The organism is Sphingobacterium sp. InxBP1, assembly GCF_026191775.1.
In the GTDB taxonomy this organism is placed as follows: Bacteria; Bacteroidota; Bacteroidia; order Sphingobacteriales; family Sphingobacteriaceae; genus Sphingobacterium; species Sphingobacterium thalpophilum.
This window is the reverse complement of sequence record NZ_JAINDX010000043.1, coordinates 113,756-131,463: the sequence shown is the minus strand read 5'-3', so window position 1 is coordinate 131,463 and position 17,708 is coordinate 113,756. Positions and strand designations below refer to the sequence as shown.

Here is a 17,708-nt window from a genome sequence, read left to right as displayed (position 1 = left end):
ACCCAGATCGAAATGAATTGAGCACCTTTTGATTTCAAATTTGGACTTCATGCAAACAGAGAAACTTAATTTTTTAGCTTTTATTATTCCTTTGTTTTTGTTGTTGATGGTAATGGAGTACGGGTATAGCCTGAAAAAACAAAAACGATATTATACATTTGATGAATCGATTTCCAATCTGAATGTGGGCATTGTCGAGCGGATGTGCGATATGTTTTCTGTCAGCCTGTTCTATTTTTTCTTTGTCTGGATCTACCAGAATTTTGCGCTGTTTCAGATTGAAGCCAATATCTGGACGTGGCTCCTGCTGTTTTTATTCACCGATTTTTTGTGGTATTGGTACCATCGTTATAGCCACGAGGTCAATTTACTCTGGGCTGCGCATGTCGTGCATCATCAAAGTGAAGACTATAATTTCACCGTAGCTGCACGAATAACGATTTTCCAGGCGGTATTCCGTTCCCTGTTCTGGGCCTTTATTCCGCTGTTGGGCTTCCCGCCGTTCATGATGACTGTTATTCTATTGGTCCACGGTGTGTATCCATTTTTTTCCCATACACAGACTATTGGCCATCTTGGAATTCTCGAAAAGATACTGGTAACGCCCTCCCATCATCGGGTGCATCACAGCAGCAATGAGATCTATCTGGACAAAAACTACGGTGACATCCTGATTATCTGGGACAAACTATTTGGTACCTTTATCGAAGAAAAAAAGGAGGAACCCTGTGTGTATGGGCTCACCAAGCCGATTCAGCGCTATACGTTTTTATGGCAGCATTTTCATTACCTGTTTGAGATTGGCGTGTCGTTTCAGCGCGCTCGGGGATTTAAGAATAAGATGCGGACAATCTTTGGACGGCCTGACGATATCCAGCCTGAAATCAGAGCGGAGCTGGAGGAGAGGCTGTTTTCGGGAACCAAACAGCAGGTACATCCCAAAGTTCTCAGCCGCTACATCCTTTTCCAGTCTATTCTGACCATGCTGCTCCTTTTCTTCTTTCTGCTCTTTGGCAACTACCTACACATCGGTCAGCTCACTGTAGGCGGTGTATTTATTCTATCGAGCGTGATCTGTATTGGTGGTCTTCTGGAACATGAACGCTGGGTGTTTCCACTCGAAATGACGCGGTTATTTCTTTTATTGCTCTTTGTGGCTGTCAGCTTTCCATCTGCGATGTTCATGGGCGCCATCCTGGCCGTAGGATTGTTGCAGCTTTGCGCATACCGGATACTCCAGTCCCGTTATACCAGCCTATTGCACCTGCAGCGCAGCTGAGAGGGGGCGGTGGCTGTCCGTCTCAGCGCAGAGATCAATGAACTGCTGGCTATAGGATCGCGCCATGATATCCCAGCTATAATGCTTCAGGGTGTACTCCCGAAATGCTGCGCCGAGCTGCCGATGCCTGTCTGGAGAATCTAGAATTGCCTGTAGCTGGCAGATCCAGGCTGCTGCATCCTGGCTAGGCAGCAGAATCCCATTTTTGTCTTTGCAAATGGCGCTTGTGATGCCTTCCAGTTCGGCCGCCACTACCAGTGCGCCTGCGGTGGACGCTTCCAGGCAAACCAGACCAAAACCCTCCATGTCACCCGCTACCTTAATATTGGGCATTAAAAAAGCCTCCGCCTGTGCAAGAAGCCGCATCAGCTCCTCAGTTGGCACCTTGCCCAGGTGCTGGACTTTGTCGGGATGAGCCTGTAATAATTTCCGGATGGCCTGCTGGTCGGTGGGGTATCCCAAAAATAGTGTTATCAGCTGAAAGAGGCTGGAGGGGAGGAAACTGAGCAGTCGTTCTTTCCAGCGGGGCTTAGAGTCAAATGGCCCCAGCATCAGCAGTTTGAAATCGCCTTTTACAAAAGGGACAACTTCTTTCATGAGCCAGGAGAAACCTTTACGCTTCACGGGCCGGCCCAGCGTAATAAAGTAAGGAACATCGGGTAAGCTGGTCGTTGGCCTTTCGTTTTGGTGGCTTACAGGGTCCACGCCGTTGGGAATGACGCTGACCCTGGATGGATCGATACCAGCCGACCGGGCAGCGTCGGCAGTTGCTTCGCTAACGGCAATAACCCTGTCAAAAGTATTAAATCGCGGGACAATGTGCCGTTTAAAATAAGGAAGAGGAAAAACAATATCCAACCCATGGATCGTAACTACCTTCTTCAAATGAGCATATCCGGTGTGAAAGGTAGCCATGGAGGCGATAAGGCCGTCATTAAAATGGATGACACGGATGCGTGGATGTGCTTTAATTTTTTCCATAATGCGACGGTTCAACAAGAAGAAGAAACGCAATATGTTTTCTCCGCCGGTATACAGCAGTGTGTGGACTTTGAGATAATGGGCAACACCATTGATCAGCTCAAAACTCTGTTTTTCCATTCCACCTACAGCTGGTGGATATTTGTGGCTGACAAATAGAATTTCGATTTCAGACGGTTGCATATCGTTTTTTTCGTTTAATACACAGATAAAATACAGCACTTAGCGCTATCCAAAATACCTGGCGTGCACGTCGCAGGATCGATATGCTCAACCAGAGGCTGCCGCCGCCGACTCCGATCATCGTCAGCAGCAGCTTGTTGGATAGCTCTTCAATACCAAGCTGCCCGGGAATAAAAGCTCCGGTACTTTTCAGGATAATAACGCTCATGTCGAGCAGCAGACCATGCATGAGGCTGACGTCGACACCCATAAACGTCAGTAAAAGGTAGAATTCAACACTGCCGGCAAGCCAATGGATGGCAGACAAGAGATATGCATACCAGAACACACGATTCTGCTGCTGGTAGAACTCCCGGATACGCCACAACAGCGTCTCTATACTGACTTTTGTTCTGTTCCAGAAATCCAGCGGTATGTCAGCAGGTTTGGGCGGGGCCTTTGTGGAAATCAGCCAGCAGAATATGACGATGACCAATACGAACAAAACAATGCAGACCCCATATATGGAATTGCCAGTATAGCGCATCACCTCCTTTTTTAAAGGCGAGAACATTAGCCAGAACACAGCTGCCAGAAATAATGTTAGCTGGGATAATACCGCTGTAATGCGGGCGATAGCCACAGCGTCGACAGCTTTCTGTCCCGGTATGCCATACCGGCTCACCAGATCTGCCTTTACCCAGTCCCCGCCGATAACGCTGGCGGGGTTAAAAAGGCCGACAGTTTCGCCGATCTGCCGTATCGCAAAAAGCGCAGGAATACTGATTTTATGTTTCATTTTCCCTAGACAGATCCACCAAGCGAGCGTGCCAAACAGATAGGCCAGCACAGTGGAAAGCAAAACGTATATAAAACGAAAACCAATCTTTCGGAGCTGGCTCCCGATCGCCGATAAATCACTTTGTACCAGAAAAACGGCTATGGAACTGAAGATCAAAAGAGAAAAAACAATTTTGACCAGCTGCCGTGACTGCACTAATTTGCCCATGCCAATGCTGTATCTTGTGTCTTTTCGGCAAGCATGTCAATATCTTTGAAGTACTGTAGGGCGAGGCCGGTCCAGTCGAGCTGTCCGGCATAAGCCAATCCTGCGGTGATCAGGTGCTGTTTTAATCTGCTATCGGAAAGGATCTTGTGGAGGTAGTAAACGTAGCCTGAGGCGTTGTCAGGCTGACACTTGAAGCCGTTTGAGCCATGCTGGATCAGTGAAGCTGAGCCGCCTCCGTCGGCAATCACGGCAGGCAGGCCGGAGGCCATGGCTTCGATAACAACATTCCCATAAGTTTCCGATACGGAAGGGAAGACAAAAGCATCCGCAGAAGCATAGAGGACGGCGAGTTCCTGATGTGTCTTTTTTCCTAGAAATATTGCATCTGGCATTTCCTGCATTGCTGTCCCTTTGGCCGTACCTTCGCCTACAACTACGAAATTGTATCCGAGCCCTTGGCGCAGGATTTCCTGATAGATCTCAATCAGTGTGCGGATATTCTTTTCCCAGACCAACCTGCTGACAAAGAGGATGGTCGGTTTATCATTGCCAGTGATTTTCCGCATAAACGAGCGGTCTTTTTTCTGGGGATTAAAAAGCTGCGTGTCTATGCCACGTTGCCATAAGGCCAGTCCATGTTGACGTAAACCTATTTCCCGAAGTTCGGCCAGGATCGAGCCGGTGGGTACGTAAACAATGTCACATTTATTGTAGAAATTATTCATTGCTCTTTTCATCCACTGTTCGGTCGGCTTGACCAACGGCAGGATGTTTTTGAAATAATAGGCGATATAGGATATGAAATGGGTATGATAAATGGTGAGTACAGGAATATTTCGGCGTCTGGCATAATTGAGCGCAAAGAATCCGAGCAGGGAGGGTGTTGCAATATGAATGACGTCCGGAGCAAACTCGTCCAGTGACAGTTCCAGTTTCTTTTTGATAAGCTGTGGTATAGCCAGGCAGTAATCGTCATTGACCGGAATGCTGAAGCTCGGTACTTTATAAGAACGAAAATTTCTGAACTGGGCCGGACCGCCGCCATAAATAAAGAAATAATTGAATTGCGCGGGGTCGATGCGATTGATCAGCTGAAACATTGTCCGCGATGCTCCGTCGAAATCCTCAACGAGTATTTCTGTAAAGAAGGCTACCTTTCTCATGTTATTCTTATTAGGGGTTTCGTAAAAATATTCTAAAACTGTAACCCCCATGCTACCTAGATGTTATCTTTCTGTCATGCCAATATGTATTAATTATGAGCATTTAATGATTTATGAATGATTTATATAAAAACAATTAATTTTTAGTTCAGGATCGGCTCATGTTGGTCTGGTATTTTTGAAATGGACAAAATGTTAAATTCCATGCTATTAGATCTATTGTTCGAAAAGAGATTCAGGTCCGGCGGTGCCCGGAAGATCGTGATTCTGGCGGTCTGCGCATTTGGCGGTCTGACGCTGGGCTTTAAGCTCAAACCCCGAAAACAGCTGAAACTGATGAACATGGTGGACGCCGAAATGCCTGAGAAGAGTCAGGGGAGTCTGCGCCTGCTGACTTATAATATCGCGGGGCTTCCAGAACTGCTGTCGAGTGCCGTCACTGAACGATCATCGAGCATTGCTGTAATCGGCGAGCGTATCAATCCTTTTGATATTGTCAATGTGCAGGAAGATTTCAACTACAACAAGTTTTTGTACAGTAAAAATACACATGCGTACCGAACCGAGAATATGGGAGGCGTCCCATTTGGGGACGGCCTGAGCACCCTTTCCAAATATCCGATCGTGGACTTTGAACGGGTGAGCTGGAGCGCTTGTCATGGAACAGACTGTCTGACGCCCAAGGGATTTACCTTTGCCCGTATTCAGCTGGCGAAGTCCGTGTTTGTCGATGTTTATAATGTACATGCAACGGCGCAGGACGATTTTGAAGCCACCGTAGCTCGCCGGAAAAACTTGGATCAGCTGAAGGCGTATATCCGTGAACATTCGGCAGGTAGGCCCCTGTTGCTGATGGGCGATTTCAATGCACATTATTCCTTTGCTCTGGACAATGTCACATCGTTTAGGCAGGAACTCGGTCTGACCGATGCATGGGTAGCGCTGAAAAACCAAGGCAGAGTACCGGAGAATCAGGCCAATTTTGTTGCCCAAGCAGCTTTGGAACTGACGGATACCTGTGAGGGCATCGATAAAATCTACTACCGTAACAGCAGCCAGGTTATTTTTAAAGCCAACGATTATAAAGTACACAAGGAGTTATTTCGAAATAGCGCGGGGCAGGATCTGTCCGACCACTGTGCGGTGTCCCTGCAACTGGACTGGATACTGGCCGGTACCAGCAATTAAGACTTTCTCAATTCTTTCATATCAATCGCGATTAGCACTGAGCCCCTTCAGTGCTTTTTTGTGCAAAAAAAAGCCCCATAAAAATTTATGGAGCCTTTATAAAATTGGGATAAATGATCTTATTTGTACATTTCTTCGCGCTGAGCTTTTACCACATCGCTATTAATGTACTCATCGTAGGTCATTAACTTGTCGATAATACCTTTCGGAGTCAATTCGATGATCCTGTTTGCTACGGTTTCAGTAAGCTCGTGGTCACGGGAAGTAAAAAGCATGGAGCCTTTGAAATCCAACATTCCATTATTCAACGCTGTGATGGATTCGAGATCCAGGTGATTTGTCGGTTCGTCGAAGATCAGGAAATTGGCTCCCTGAAGCATCATTCTGGAGAACATGCAGCGCATTTTTTCCCCCCCGGACAGCACGGAGACTTTTTTCAAGACTTCTTCACCGGAGAATAGCATTTTACCGAGGAATCCACGGAGGAACTGTTCGTCTGCCTCTGGATTGGTCGTGTAGTCTCTCAGCCAGTCAACTAAATTCTCATTTTTTCCTTCGAAAAAGGCTGCGTTATCGATTGGCATATCGGCAGGAGTGATGGTGACCCCCCATTTAAACTCGCCGCCAAAATCGGTATCACGACCGGTGATAATGTCGTAGAAGGCCGTTGTTACCAGTGAATTCGGTCCTAGGACAGCAATTTTATCGCCTTTATTGATCATGAATGTGATGTCTTTGAAATATACTTCGCCATTCACGGTTTTGCTCAATCCTTCTACCTGCAATGTCTGATCTCCCGGTTCGCGGTTCATCGTATTGAACATGATCGCCGGATACTTACGGTTGGAAGGTTTGATCTCGTCAATATTGATTTTATCCAGTGCTTTTTTACGGGAAGTCGCCTGCTTGGATTTGGAAGCGTTGGCGGAAAACCGGCGGATAAACTCCTGAAGCTCCTTGATTTTATCTTCCATCTTCTTGTTCTGATCGGCGCGCTGCTTCAATGCCAGCTGTGAAGATTCGTACCAGAACGAGTAGTTACCAGTGTAAATGGTCATCTTGCCAAAATCAATATCCACCGTATGTGTACACACAGCATCAAGGAAGTGGCGGTCATGGGATACAACCAGTACGATAGCCTCATAGCTCGCCAGAAAGTCTTCTAACCAAGCAATGGTGTTGATATCCAAGTCGTTGGTCGGCTCATCGAGGATCAGAATATCAGGGTTACCGAATAAGGCTTGCGCCAAGAGCACCCGAACCTTTTGGTTACCGTCAATTTCGGAAACCAGCTTGTAATGCAGGTCTTCTTTGATGCCTAGATTGCTCAGCAAGGTTGCCGCGTTGGATTCAGCATTCCAGCCATCCATCTCAGCAAAGAGACTCTCGAGTTCTCCCGCGCGCTCACCGTCAGCATCCGAAAAATCTTCCTTCATGTAGATGGCATCTTTTTCTTTCATGATCTTGTAAAGTTCCTGATTGCCCATCATGACGGTTTCCAGCACCGAATACTCGTCGAAAGCATAGTGGTCCTGGCTCAATACAGACATACGTTCGCCTGGTGTGAATGAAACAGAACCTGTGGTCGGATCAACTTCGCCGGAGATAATTTTTAAAAAAGTGGATTTACCCGCTCCATTGGCACCGATAATACCATAACAGTTGCCTGGTGTGAATTTTAGATTGACATCTTCGAATAGTACACGTTTACCATAGCGAAGGGATAGATTCGATACATTAATCATGCTGCAAAGATACGTTTTAATCTTGTATTTCTAAGTATTTCCGAAGATCGTCCGCGTATAATTAATTCACAAGGCGGCAATGGCACTGTACGTAACAGGTTGGCAAGAGAGAATCACCTGTTTGAGTGTCGTTTAAGTCCAAGTTGATATGGTGGATAGCGGCCGGTAGGATGGGCAGAGGGATAGAAAACGTGTTCCATAAAAGTGATATTAATAAATTGTAAAACTACCATGCTGCGGGCACATTGGCTTCTTTTTTGTTAGAAAAGCTGAAATCAATTTTTATTATGAAAAGAAGACAAGTGACCTATGGTATTGTACTGTGTGCGCTCATGACGTTGAACCTTCAGGGAGCGTCGGCACAATTTGGCGGCCTGCTCGATAAAGCCAGCAAGGCTGTGGCCTCGAAGGGAAGCAAAATGCTGGGCCTGGATAAGCTGATGAAGGAACCGGAGGCTATCAGTACGAATTTCGAAGATGTAAACAGGAAAGGGGAGGAGATGCCTGATTTTGAAGACGCTGCAACCTATAAACCTTTGCAGGACCTCCCTAAGAACGGTGACAATGGCTACCTACTGGAAGCCGGACATTTTGAGATGACTAATAAAAGCTACTGTCTAAAGGCGGGTACGTATGCGCCTTCGAAAGGTGATGGCTATATGTACGCGCCCACCCTTGGCAAAAAGCGGGATGTCGTGATTGCGATACTGAGAAGTGCAGAGAAACATCCTGAAGTTGAGCAGTCCTCTGTACAGATGCTCCTCTGGACCATCATCGCGCGAACAAAGTTTATCGACTACGCGGGGCCTGTAAAAGAAACAGCCTTAAAGTTACTGACACCGGAACAGTTATTACAGCTTGAGGGCGGGGCACTTGGCATATTGCCGTTTGATGTGGTACAAAAGGCAAAGGACCAGATGCCTCCGGCGGTACAGGCTATATTTGAAGCGGAAAATAATATCCGGCAGCTTGTTTCCTCAGGCAATTATTCGTATGCTGAATTTGAAAAATATGCTATTCTGGCGGGAATGGCCGAACCGCGGAGCGATGTTCCAAGCGGTATATGGACGTTGCATCCCGACGGTTACTATGTACGCTATTTTCCGAGCGGTTATTCGGTGACAAAAGTGCAAGTTTATGTACCCGAACAGTTGATCAGCAAATTAAAGGATAAGAAGCTTATTTATGATGCAACAGACGATATTGCCTGTCCGGCCAATACGGGTTCACAGCGTCTGGCGCAGACAAATGAACCTATCCAAAATTAACGGGGTGCTTTAGAATTAAACAAGTGCTTAAAAAGAAAAGGGAGATCATTTGATCTCCCTTATTCATTAAATTTCCTTTTTTGCCTCCTGTATAATATATAGACGATGACAATAATAGCGATAATCGCTAAAATGATGTAATGGGAACCTGATTGTTGTTGTTGGGTTGTATCCTCTGTCGTTTGCGCATATGTAAAATTTGCTACGAAAAGAAGCACCATGAAAATCCACTTCTTGCACATAATAAACGGTTTATTAACTATAGTAGCAAGCTAAGTAATTTTTTGAACAAAGGCAAATTAAATCTTAAAAATGACAATGTTTAATTGCCTGCGGACAATAGTTTCTCTGAGCAGTGGTCTTCGGTCTGCTTCGGGGCGTGGAAAACCTGCGATTTAAGCTGGAATAGTGGTAAGAAAATTGTATCTTGTGAACCTTTTAAGCAATTTAAGATTGTATTGTCATGTCAAAACTTATTAATTTAACTGTCTTTAGAGAATTTTTAAAATCGAGCTTTGCGGGCGGAATCATTCTTTTTTCCTGCGTGATTCTGGCGTTAATTGTAGCGAATACCTCATTGTACACGCCGGTGATGGATTTTCTCATGCGGGAGGTAGGTGTTGAAACAGATCATATTCACTTAAAGTATTCATGGCTCCTTTGGCTCAACGACGGTCTTATGGCCATATTTTTTCTGTTGGTGGGACTTGAAATCAAAAGAGAGATTGTGGAGGGAGAGTTGTCTTCACCCAGTAAAGCTATTTTGCCTATCTTAGCCGCGGTAGGGGGAGCGCTTTTGCCTGCGCTGATCTATTTTCTGTTGAATAAAGATCAGGAGGCTACTGCGCATGGCTGGGGAATACCGATGGCCACGGACATTGCTTTTGCGTTGGCTGTAATCACGCTACTAGGGAATAGGGTGCCTGCAAGCCTAAAGATATTTCTTGCTGCGCTCGCCATCGTGGATGACCTGCTTGCCATACTGGTGATCGCCTTATTCTATAGTAATGGCGTGCATGCGACATATCTCTTTATTGCGTTGGGTATCTTTATATTTTTGATTCTGCTGAATAAGCTAGGGGTAAAAGCATTGTGGGCTTATCTTGTACCGGGATTGTTCATTTGGTATTTTATACACCATTCGGGTATTCACGCGACAATCGCCGGAGTACTGGTAGCGATGACACTGCCGACCACCCCCGATGATCAGGAGTCGCCACTGGAGAAACTTGAGCACATGCTAACCAAGCCGGTGAACTTTTTGATTATCCCTTTGTTCGCTTTTGCTAATACGCTGATTCCCATCCATGCGGAAATGCTGGGTGGTCTGACCTCAACACTAGGTATTGGTATCATTGTGGGTCTGATCGCAGGAAAATCCATCGGCATATTTTTAATCTGTTTTGTTGCAAAACAGCTGAAAATAGCGCAGTTACCTGAAGGAGCGAATTGGAAGCAGCTTTTTGGTGTGGGATTATTGGGTGGTATAGGGTTTACCATGTCCATCTTTATATCGATTTTATCCTTTGACGATGCGCTTTTGGTTGAAGAAGCCAAGTTTGCGGTGCTTGTGGCCTCGCTCTGTGCCGGAATATTGGGGTACACGCTGCTCAGGCTTTCAACGGAGAGCGACCATGCGGCGAATGCGGGTATTATCCGATAATACTGGCGCAAGCTGTGGACGCTATCGTTTGGGATAAAGGGCTACGGTCTTTATATATAGAGAAGTTTTCGTAACTTGGGACATATTTAATAACATTAAAAATTTGAAATTTACTGAATTTGGTTTTGTTCCCACATTGGAAGAGGGGTTAGAAAGTATGATGTTTGAAGAGGCTACGCCTATTCAAGAACAGACTATACCCATTATCAAAGGGGGGGCAGACATGATCGCCTGTGCCCAGACCGGCACAGGCAAAACAGCAGCTTATATGCTGCCAATCCTAGACGCGGTCGCGAAAGACCCCAAAGAGGCCATCCGTGCGATTATTCTGGTGCCGACCCGTGAGCTGGCTCTACAGATCGATCAACAGATCATGGGAATGGCCTATTACACCGGAGCCACTTCTATCGCCATCTATGGTGGCGGCGATGGCATAGGCTACGAACAGCAGAAACGTGCGATTCGGGAAGGTGTCAATATTATCGTAGCTACACCCGGTCGGCTGATCAGCCACCTCAGCTCCATGAAAGTCGACTTGACGCAGTTAACGCATTTTGTGCTCGATGAAGCGGACAACATGCTGGACATGGGGTTTCAGGATGACATACTGCGTATCGTCAGCTATCTGCCCAAGAAGAAGCAGATGCTTCTGTTTTCGGCGACAATGCCGATCAAAATCCGCACCTTTGCGAGAAAGATCTTAAATCAGCCGGTTGAAGTCAATATAGCGATTTCGAAGCCATCGGAGGGAATCGACCAGCAGGTGTATTTAGTGTATGATCAGCAGAAGATGAATCTACTGAAAATCATTCTGCAGAATCCCGATTATGCTTCCGTCATTATCTTTGCTTCACAAAAAAGTACCGTTAAAGTGCTTGCGCAGGAACTACAGAAGCTGGGTATTGATGCCGAAGGATTCCATTCTGACCTCGACCAGTCCAAGCGTGAAGATATCATGAGCAGATTTAGGTCGCGTCAGGTACGTGTACTTGTAGGGACAGACGTCATCTCGCGTGGCATCGATATCGTTGGAATCAGCCTGGTGGTAAATTATGATGTGCCACCAGATCCAGAAGACTATGTTCATCGCATCGGGCGTACCGCCAGGGCAGCGACGACAGGAACGGCGATTACCTTTGTCAATGAAAAGGATCAGTACCGTTTTTCGCAGATCGAAAACCTGATCGGCTATCCTATTGAGCAGGTTGCACTGCCCAACGGATTCGAGTCCGGCCCGGAATATAATCCGAAAAAGAGAGTACATAAGGGCAATGGTACATCAAAGCGGCGACGTTTTAGTAATAACAAGAAGAAGAAAAACAGCAACACTGAACAGCAACAAAAACGGGCATAATCCTTCACTTAGCCCGTTTTTGTTGCTGTTGCCAAGTATGATAGCAGCTCGGAGGCTTATTCTCTTTTCTTATTGAGCATATGCTGCAGCACAACCGAAAGTATAACCAGTGCCAGCCCCGCATAAAATGCAAGATTGACCTGTCTGGATTCACCGAAAAACAGAAATGCCAAAACAATCGCGTATACTGGTTCGAGGTTTAAACTCAGGTTAAGTGTGAAAGCAGAGATTTTTTTTAGGATCTCTGTAAAGGCAAGATATACGGCTACTGTGCAGCCCAGAGCGAGCACGATCAGGTAAAAGATATCCTGTATGCGCGGTACAAAGGTGGAAGCTGGATAAAAATAAAGGAAGCAGGGGAGTGCAAGCCCGAGGCCTAGGGTGCCGCCGATCATTTGATAATAATTGATCAGAACGCTATGGTATTTCCGGACCAGTTTTTCGTTGTGAATGGCATATAAGGAGGCAAATGCAGGGGAGATGACACCAAAGGCAATTCCAAGCTGGCGCGTATGCTCAAAATGGAAGATCAGCGCGATCCCCAATAGTGTCAGCGTGCTCAGTAAGAATTCCGATTTCCGGAAAGCTGTCCTGTTGATAAGGGGGGCAAAGATAGCGGTAAAGAAGCTTGCCATGCAATAGCAGACAACAGCAATGGATATATTGGCATATTTGATGCTTGCATAAAACAGCAACCAGGAGGCGGTGATGTATAACCCGTTTTTGGCAATAGCCCATTTCTCACAGCGGCTGACCGTATGGGGGACTTTAGCCCATTTTAAAATTAAAAAAAGCGCTATTGCAGCGAAGAATACGCGAAACCACGTGAGCATTGCCTCATTGAGCTGAATAACTTTGCCCAGTACACCCGATAGGCCCAGACATAGCACAGCAATATGCAGGATGAAATATGAATGTTTCATAAAAAAATTGTCTTCCAGCGCGTCTCTAAAGACAGCTGTATGAAAAAATAAGATGTAACTGATGGTTTGAAGCAAGCGAAAATAGCCGATATTACCGGCTCCATGCTTCATTCGTACCTGTAGATATTACGCTCTTGGTGGAGGAAGACAACTTGTTCTATTCATGACATTCGATACTTACACGAATATAACAAAACGCGGTGTATTGTGCAAGTAAATTGCTTTGAAAGTGCAATCTGACAGCGGTATGAGGGGAGTGTCAACGGCTGATGGCGGACGTGAAGTAGGAACGACAGAAGAAAAGGGACAACCTATTAAGATGTCCCCTTTCCGCCAAATCGCCATAGGATATAAACCTGAACAGGTTATTCGCTATCGTTGCCGCCCCCCAATGCACGATATAGCTCAGTCAGGGCATTGATTTTATCCCGTTTCACCGTTATATGTTCGAGGTCATTCTGTAGCGCATTATTTTGCGCTGTGATGACTTCCAGATAGTTTGCCATTCCATTTTTGTAAAGCAGACCGGCATCCGCTGTTGCCTTCGCCAACGATGAAGACTTTGCTTCAAGAAGCTGCAACCGCTCTTCGGTATGCTTTATTTTAGCCAGCGCATCCGACACTTCAGACACGGCGAGCAGGACAGTCTGCTTAAACTGAGTGGCCAACTTATCCCGCTCTATGACTGAAACATCGTAGTTGGTTTTCAAAGCGCCTTTCTGAAAGATAGGCTGTGTGATATTTCCGGCCAGGGTCTTTACGATAGAGCCGGGGAGATCAAACCAGCTTTTGAATTGAAATGAGTTGGTACCTATCGACGGTGTCAGACTGATTGAGGGATACATTGCTGCTTTTGCCAGACCTATTCTGCTGTTTGCTGCCACTACTGCGTATTCGGCGGCTTTCACATCGGGGCGACGGCTAAGTAGCTCTGCTGGTACCCCTGCTGCAAAGGTCTGGTGGATAACTGCCGCATCGAGGACTGCTGATCGCTGGATCTTGTCCGGAAAATCGCCGCATAATATGCTCAAGGCATTTTCCTCAATGGCAATATTCTGTGCTGCCAGAGGAATTAGTAATTCAGCCGTTTTCTTCTGGGCTTCGGCCTGCTCCACCGCCAGGGAACTGACAAGTGCTGAATTGTACTGCAGCCGGATCATGCTTAGGGTACTATCGCTGAGCTGCACATTTTTCTGAGCGATTTTTAGCTGTTCGTCCAGTGCAATCAAATTGTAGTAGGATTGTATGACCTGGACAATAATGCGGGTCTTCAGTGCAGAAAAGTTTTCTTTCTGGCCAAAGAAATTTGCCAGGGCTTCCTCTTTCTGCATGCTGGCCTTACCCCAGATGTCCGCTTCCCATGACAGTCTGAGTGTAGCGCTGTAATCGTCCATGTAAGAAGTTCCGATAAACTGGTCACTTAAGGAACCATTTAGTGAATTGGTCGATAACCACGTCCTGTTGGCTCCCAAATTAAAGTCAAGCGTGGGCAGCAGTCCTTTTTTTGATTGCTTGTAGGCGAGCTCCAGCTGCTTCATGTTAAGCAGCGCCACACTGACATCAGCGTTTTTGAGCAGCGCTCTCTCGATAAGGGCGGTTAGATCTGGATCTTTCACAAACGAGTGCCACGATAGGGCCAATGTATCAGCCGTTAGGAGTACCTCGTTGTTTCGAAATTCACTGGGCAATTCGAGCTCCTGACGTGCATATTTTTTGCCCAGACTGCAGGACGCCAGCAGGATGGTGGTACTTGCTATAATAATATAAGGATGAAATCTTTTCATTTTACTCATGTGTGTGGTCTGCGTTTTTTTTGCGCGAGACTTTTTCTTGTAAATATTGAAATACTAAATACAATATGGGGATAATGATAACCCCAAGGACGACTCCGCTTAGCATGCCCATTGCCGCTCCGGTACTGATGGAGTGGTTACCAGTAGCTGTACCACCGGTGGCAAACATCAGCGGCACCATGCCTGCGATAAAGGCCAGGGAGGTCATCAAAATCGGGCGGAGTCGCGCGCGTGCACCTTCCAGAGCCGAATCAATAAGCGATGACCCTGCGCGCCTGCGCTGCAGGGCAAACTCGACGATCAGGATCGCGTTTTTAGCCAGAAGACCGATCAACATGATCAATCCAACTTGGACATAGATATTGTTATCGAGCCCAATGGCGCGTGTGCCCAGGAATGAACCGATTATTCCAGTCGGAATCGATAGCAGTACCGCCAACGGCAGCAGATAACTTTCGTATTGCGCGGATAGTAGAAAGTAGACAAACAACAGACTCAGCGTCAAAATGAGCATAGTCTGATTGCCTGACGATTTCTCTTCCAGACTCAATCCAGTCCACTCGTAGCTGTAGTCGCCCGGTAATTTGTTCAGCACATTTTTTTCCAAGGTTTCCATGATGGCCCCATTACTGATACCGGGATTACTGACCACATTAATGGTCAGTGAATTATACAAGTTATACCGCGTTACAGACTCCGGTCCATAAACTTTGCGTAGTGTGACCAGCGTATTTACGGGTAGCATTTCTCCGCGGTTGTTTTTGACAAAAATCTCGTTGAACGCTTCTTTGTCTGTCCGATAAATTCCGTCCGCTTTTACAGCAATGCGATAGAACTTACCAAAGCGGTTGAAATTGAGAGATTGGTCCCCGGCAAAGTAGGTCTGTACTGAGGACAGCATCTCACTGACATCAACGCCCAATTGCGCAGCTTTGTCTTCGTCCACTTCCAGTTCCATTTGCGGATAATCAGCTCTAAACATCGTGTAGGCAAACTGTACACCGGGCTGCTGCATGATCTTTGCGATCACCGAGTCGGACATGGCCTTCAGTTCCACCGGTGATTTTCCCGCACGGTCCTGCAGCACAAGTTCGGCACCGTTCATCATACCGTAACCATCCACTGGGGGAGAACGGAAAGCCATTGCTGTACCTTCCTTGACTGTGGCCAGCTTCTGTGAAATCAGCTGGTGAATCTGGTCGATATCATGCATGTCGCCACGTTTCTTTTTATCCTTCAGGCGGATGAATCCTGTCGCATAGGCGGCACTGGAGTTGTTACCAATCATATTGAATCCAGTGATGCTCGTATGGCTTTCAATAGAGGGGATGCCAGCCAGGAGCTTTTCTATTTTTTCGACTGCTTTCGTTGTCCGGTCCAAGCCTGTTCCCGGAGGCATTTCTAAGCTATAAACAACGAAGTTGTCATCTTCCATCGGCACGAAGCTTTTGGATGTGCTCGTCATCAGATATCCTGCAATCCCAACGGTAGCAATAATCAGAAGGGCTGCAATCCATTTTTTCTTCACAAGGAATTTTAGCGAACCCACATACCGGTTGGTCATATTTTCAAATCCGGCATTGAATGCTGTGAAAAACCGTTGCGAGAATCCGGACTTCCGTGATTGTTCTCCGTGATTTTCGGCATGCGTATTTTTGAGCAGTAAAGCACATAATGCGGGTGTCAGCGTCAGCGCGTTTATGGCCGAAATGACGATTGCAATCACCAAGGTATAGGCAAATTGCTTGTAAAACATTCCGGATGAACCGGTCATGAAACCAATCGGAATGAACACGGCGCACATAACCAAGGTGATGGAAATAACAGCTCCCGTGATTTCACTCATGGCGCTGTGTGTCGCCTGGTTGCCCGTCATACTAGAGGTCTCCATCTTGCCATGAACGGCTTCGACAACGACGATCGCGTCATCGACGACGATACCGATAGCCAATACCAATGCAAAAAGAGTTAAAATATTGATCGTAAAACCAAAGGCCAGCAGGAAGAAAAAGGTACCCACAATAGCGACTGGTACTGCTATGGCAGGAATGATCGTAGACCGCAAGTCCTGTAAAAACAGGAATACCACCAAAAAGACCAGGACAAAGGCTTCGATCAACGTCGAGCGGACCTGAGCAGTACTTTCATCCAGACGCTCTTTGGTACTGACCAGCTTAAAAATTTTGATTCCGGGCGGGAAAGAACGAGCCGCGATTTCAATCTGTCTGTCAATTCCGATTTCGATTTCGTTGGCATTGGAACCCGATGTCTGGAAGATACCGATCGTTACAGTATTCAAACCGTTGTTTTGCGAATTACCGCTATAACTTATCGAACCAAATTCTATTCGGGCGACGTCTTTGAGCCTGACGATCTGAACATCATCATTTTTAACGATGATATTTTCGTACTGTTCTGGCAGATTTTTTTTTCCTTTATATCGAATTACATATTCAAGGGGTGCATCGGATTCCTCACCCAGTTTGCCGGGCGCAGATTCGAGGCTCTGCTTTGATATGGCAGCGATCACTTCCTGAGGTACAAGACTGTAGTTCGCCATTTTTTGCGGATTCAACCATACCCGCATGGAATAATCCTTGGAACCGAAGACCATTGCCTGGCCTACACCCGGTACCCTTTTGATCTGCGGAATCAAGTTGATGTTAACATAGTTTTGCAAAAACAGTTCATCATATTTCTTATTATCGACCGTATAGATATTAAAGATCATGATCATGCTGTTCTGCTGCTTGGAGGTTGTAAGTCCCATGCGTACCACTTCCTGTGGTAAAATGGGCGTGGCCTGTTGTACACGGTTCTGGACGTTCACTGCCGCCTGATCCGGATTCACTCCTGCTTTAAATACAATGCGGACTGAGAAGGTACCATCATTGCTTGCCGTAGATGTGATATACTCCATATCCTCCACGCCATTGATTTGTTCTTCGAGTGGTGTGACGACCGAGCGTAATACGGTCTCACTGTTACCGCCGGGGTAACTGCCGGTCACCTGCACTGTGGGCGGGGCAATGTCGGGAAACCTTGTTTGAGGTAACCGCAAAAGCCCGATTATCCCGAGTATAACAAATATGATCGATATAACAGTCGCCAGCACTGGCCTGTCAATAAATTTTTTCAGCATTTTATTTTAAATTTTATAGGATCTCAAATACAGAATGG

12 protein-coding genes are annotated in these 17,708 nt (G+C 46.3%); 5 read left to right on the top strand and 7 right to left on the bottom strand.

The features are described from left to right. The first annotated feature begins 49 nt into the window (after positions 1-49). Positions 50-1,279, top strand: a complete 1,230-nt coding sequence (locus tag K7A41_RS10070; protein WP_265713635.1) for a sterol desaturase family protein — start codon at positions 50-52, stop codon at positions 1,277-1,279. Here the strand turns inward: K7A41_RS10070 and K7A41_RS10065 are convergent. From K7A41_RS10065 to K7A41_RS10055, 3 genes are read right to left on the bottom strand one after another with little or no spacing between them, the layout of a single operon-like run. Next, positions 1,256-2,443, bottom strand: coding sequence for a glycosyltransferase family 4 protein (locus K7A41_RS10065; RefSeq protein ID WP_265713634.1), 1,188 nt, complete (start codon positions 2,441-2,443; stop codon positions 1,256-1,258). The two genes, K7A41_RS10070 and K7A41_RS10065, sit on opposite strands and share 24 nt — an antisense overlap. Next, a complete protein-coding gene (locus K7A41_RS10060; RefSeq protein WP_265713633.1) occupies positions 2,430-3,431 on the bottom strand; it encodes a lysylphosphatidylglycerol synthase transmembrane domain-containing protein in 1,002 nt (333 codons plus the stop codon). Before K7A41_RS10060 ends, K7A41_RS10065 begins: the two co-directional genes overlap by 14 nt. Beyond that, positions 3,419-4,594 (bottom strand): glycosyltransferase family 4 protein, encoded by a 1,176-nt coding sequence (locus K7A41_RS10055; RefSeq protein ID WP_265713632.1) that lies wholly within the window; start codon positions 4,592-4,594, stop codon positions 3,419-3,421. Before K7A41_RS10055 ends, K7A41_RS10060 begins: the two co-directional genes overlap by 13 nt. A gap of 204 nt (positions 4,595-4,798) precedes the next feature. Here K7A41_RS10055 and K7A41_RS10050 point away from each other — a divergent pair, with 204 nt between their 5' ends. Beyond that, positions 4,799-5,782, top strand: coding sequence for an endonuclease/exonuclease/phosphatase family protein (locus tag K7A41_RS10050; protein ID WP_265713630.1), 984 nt, complete (start codon positions 4,799-4,801; stop codon positions 5,780-5,782). Positions 5,783-5,901: 119 nt separating this feature from the next. Here K7A41_RS10050 and K7A41_RS10045 read toward each other — a convergent pair whose 3' ends face one another. After that, a complete protein-coding gene (locus tag K7A41_RS10045; protein WP_028068396.1) occupies positions 5,902-7,527 on the bottom strand; it encodes an ABC-F family ATP-binding cassette domain-containing protein in 1,626 nt (541 codons plus the stop codon). 287 nt (positions 7,528-7,814) lie between these two features. On the opposite strand from K7A41_RS10045, the gene K7A41_RS10040 reads away from it, so the two are divergent. From K7A41_RS10040 to K7A41_RS10030, 3 genes are all read left to right on the top strand, one after another. After that, positions 7,815-8,795, top strand: a complete 981-nt coding sequence (locus K7A41_RS10040) for a hypothetical protein (RefSeq protein ID WP_138097057.1) — start codon at positions 7,815-7,817, stop codon at positions 8,793-8,795. A gap of 463 nt (positions 8,796-9,258) precedes the next feature. Next, the gene (gene nhaA, locus K7A41_RS10035) at positions 9,259-10,458 is read left to right on the top strand and encodes a Na+/H+ antiporter NhaA (protein WP_265713629.1); all 1,200 of its coding nucleotides are present in this window, start codon (positions 9,259-9,261) and stop codon (positions 10,456-10,458) included. A 103-nt stretch (positions 10,459-10,561) separates the two neighbouring features. Beyond that, a complete protein-coding gene (locus K7A41_RS10030) occupies positions 10,562-11,812 on the top strand; it encodes a DEAD/DEAH box helicase (RefSeq protein ID WP_265713628.1) in 1,251 nt (416 codons plus the stop codon). A 56-nt stretch (positions 11,813-11,868) separates the two neighbouring features. Here K7A41_RS10030 and K7A41_RS10025 read toward each other — a convergent pair whose 3' ends face one another. The 3 genes from K7A41_RS10025 to K7A41_RS10015 all read right to left on the bottom strand — a co-directional run bounded on the left by K7A41_RS10025 (position 11,869) and on the right by K7A41_RS10015 (position 17,670). Then, a complete protein-coding gene (locus tag K7A41_RS10025) occupies positions 11,869-12,735 on the bottom strand; it encodes a DMT family transporter (protein ID WP_265713627.1) in 867 nt (288 codons plus the stop codon). Between the two features lie 365 nt (positions 12,736-13,100). Further along, a complete protein-coding gene (locus K7A41_RS10020; protein ID WP_265713624.1) occupies positions 13,101-14,519 on the bottom strand; it encodes an efflux transporter outer membrane subunit in 1,419 nt (472 codons plus the stop codon). A 1-nt stretch (position 14,520) separates the two neighbouring features. Next, on the bottom strand, positions 14,521-17,670 hold the full coding sequence (locus K7A41_RS10015; RefSeq protein ID WP_265713623.1) for an efflux RND transporter permease subunit: 3,150 nt from the start codon (positions 17,668-17,670) through the stop codon (positions 14,521-14,523). Between the last annotated feature and the right edge of the window lie 38 nt (positions 17,671-17,708).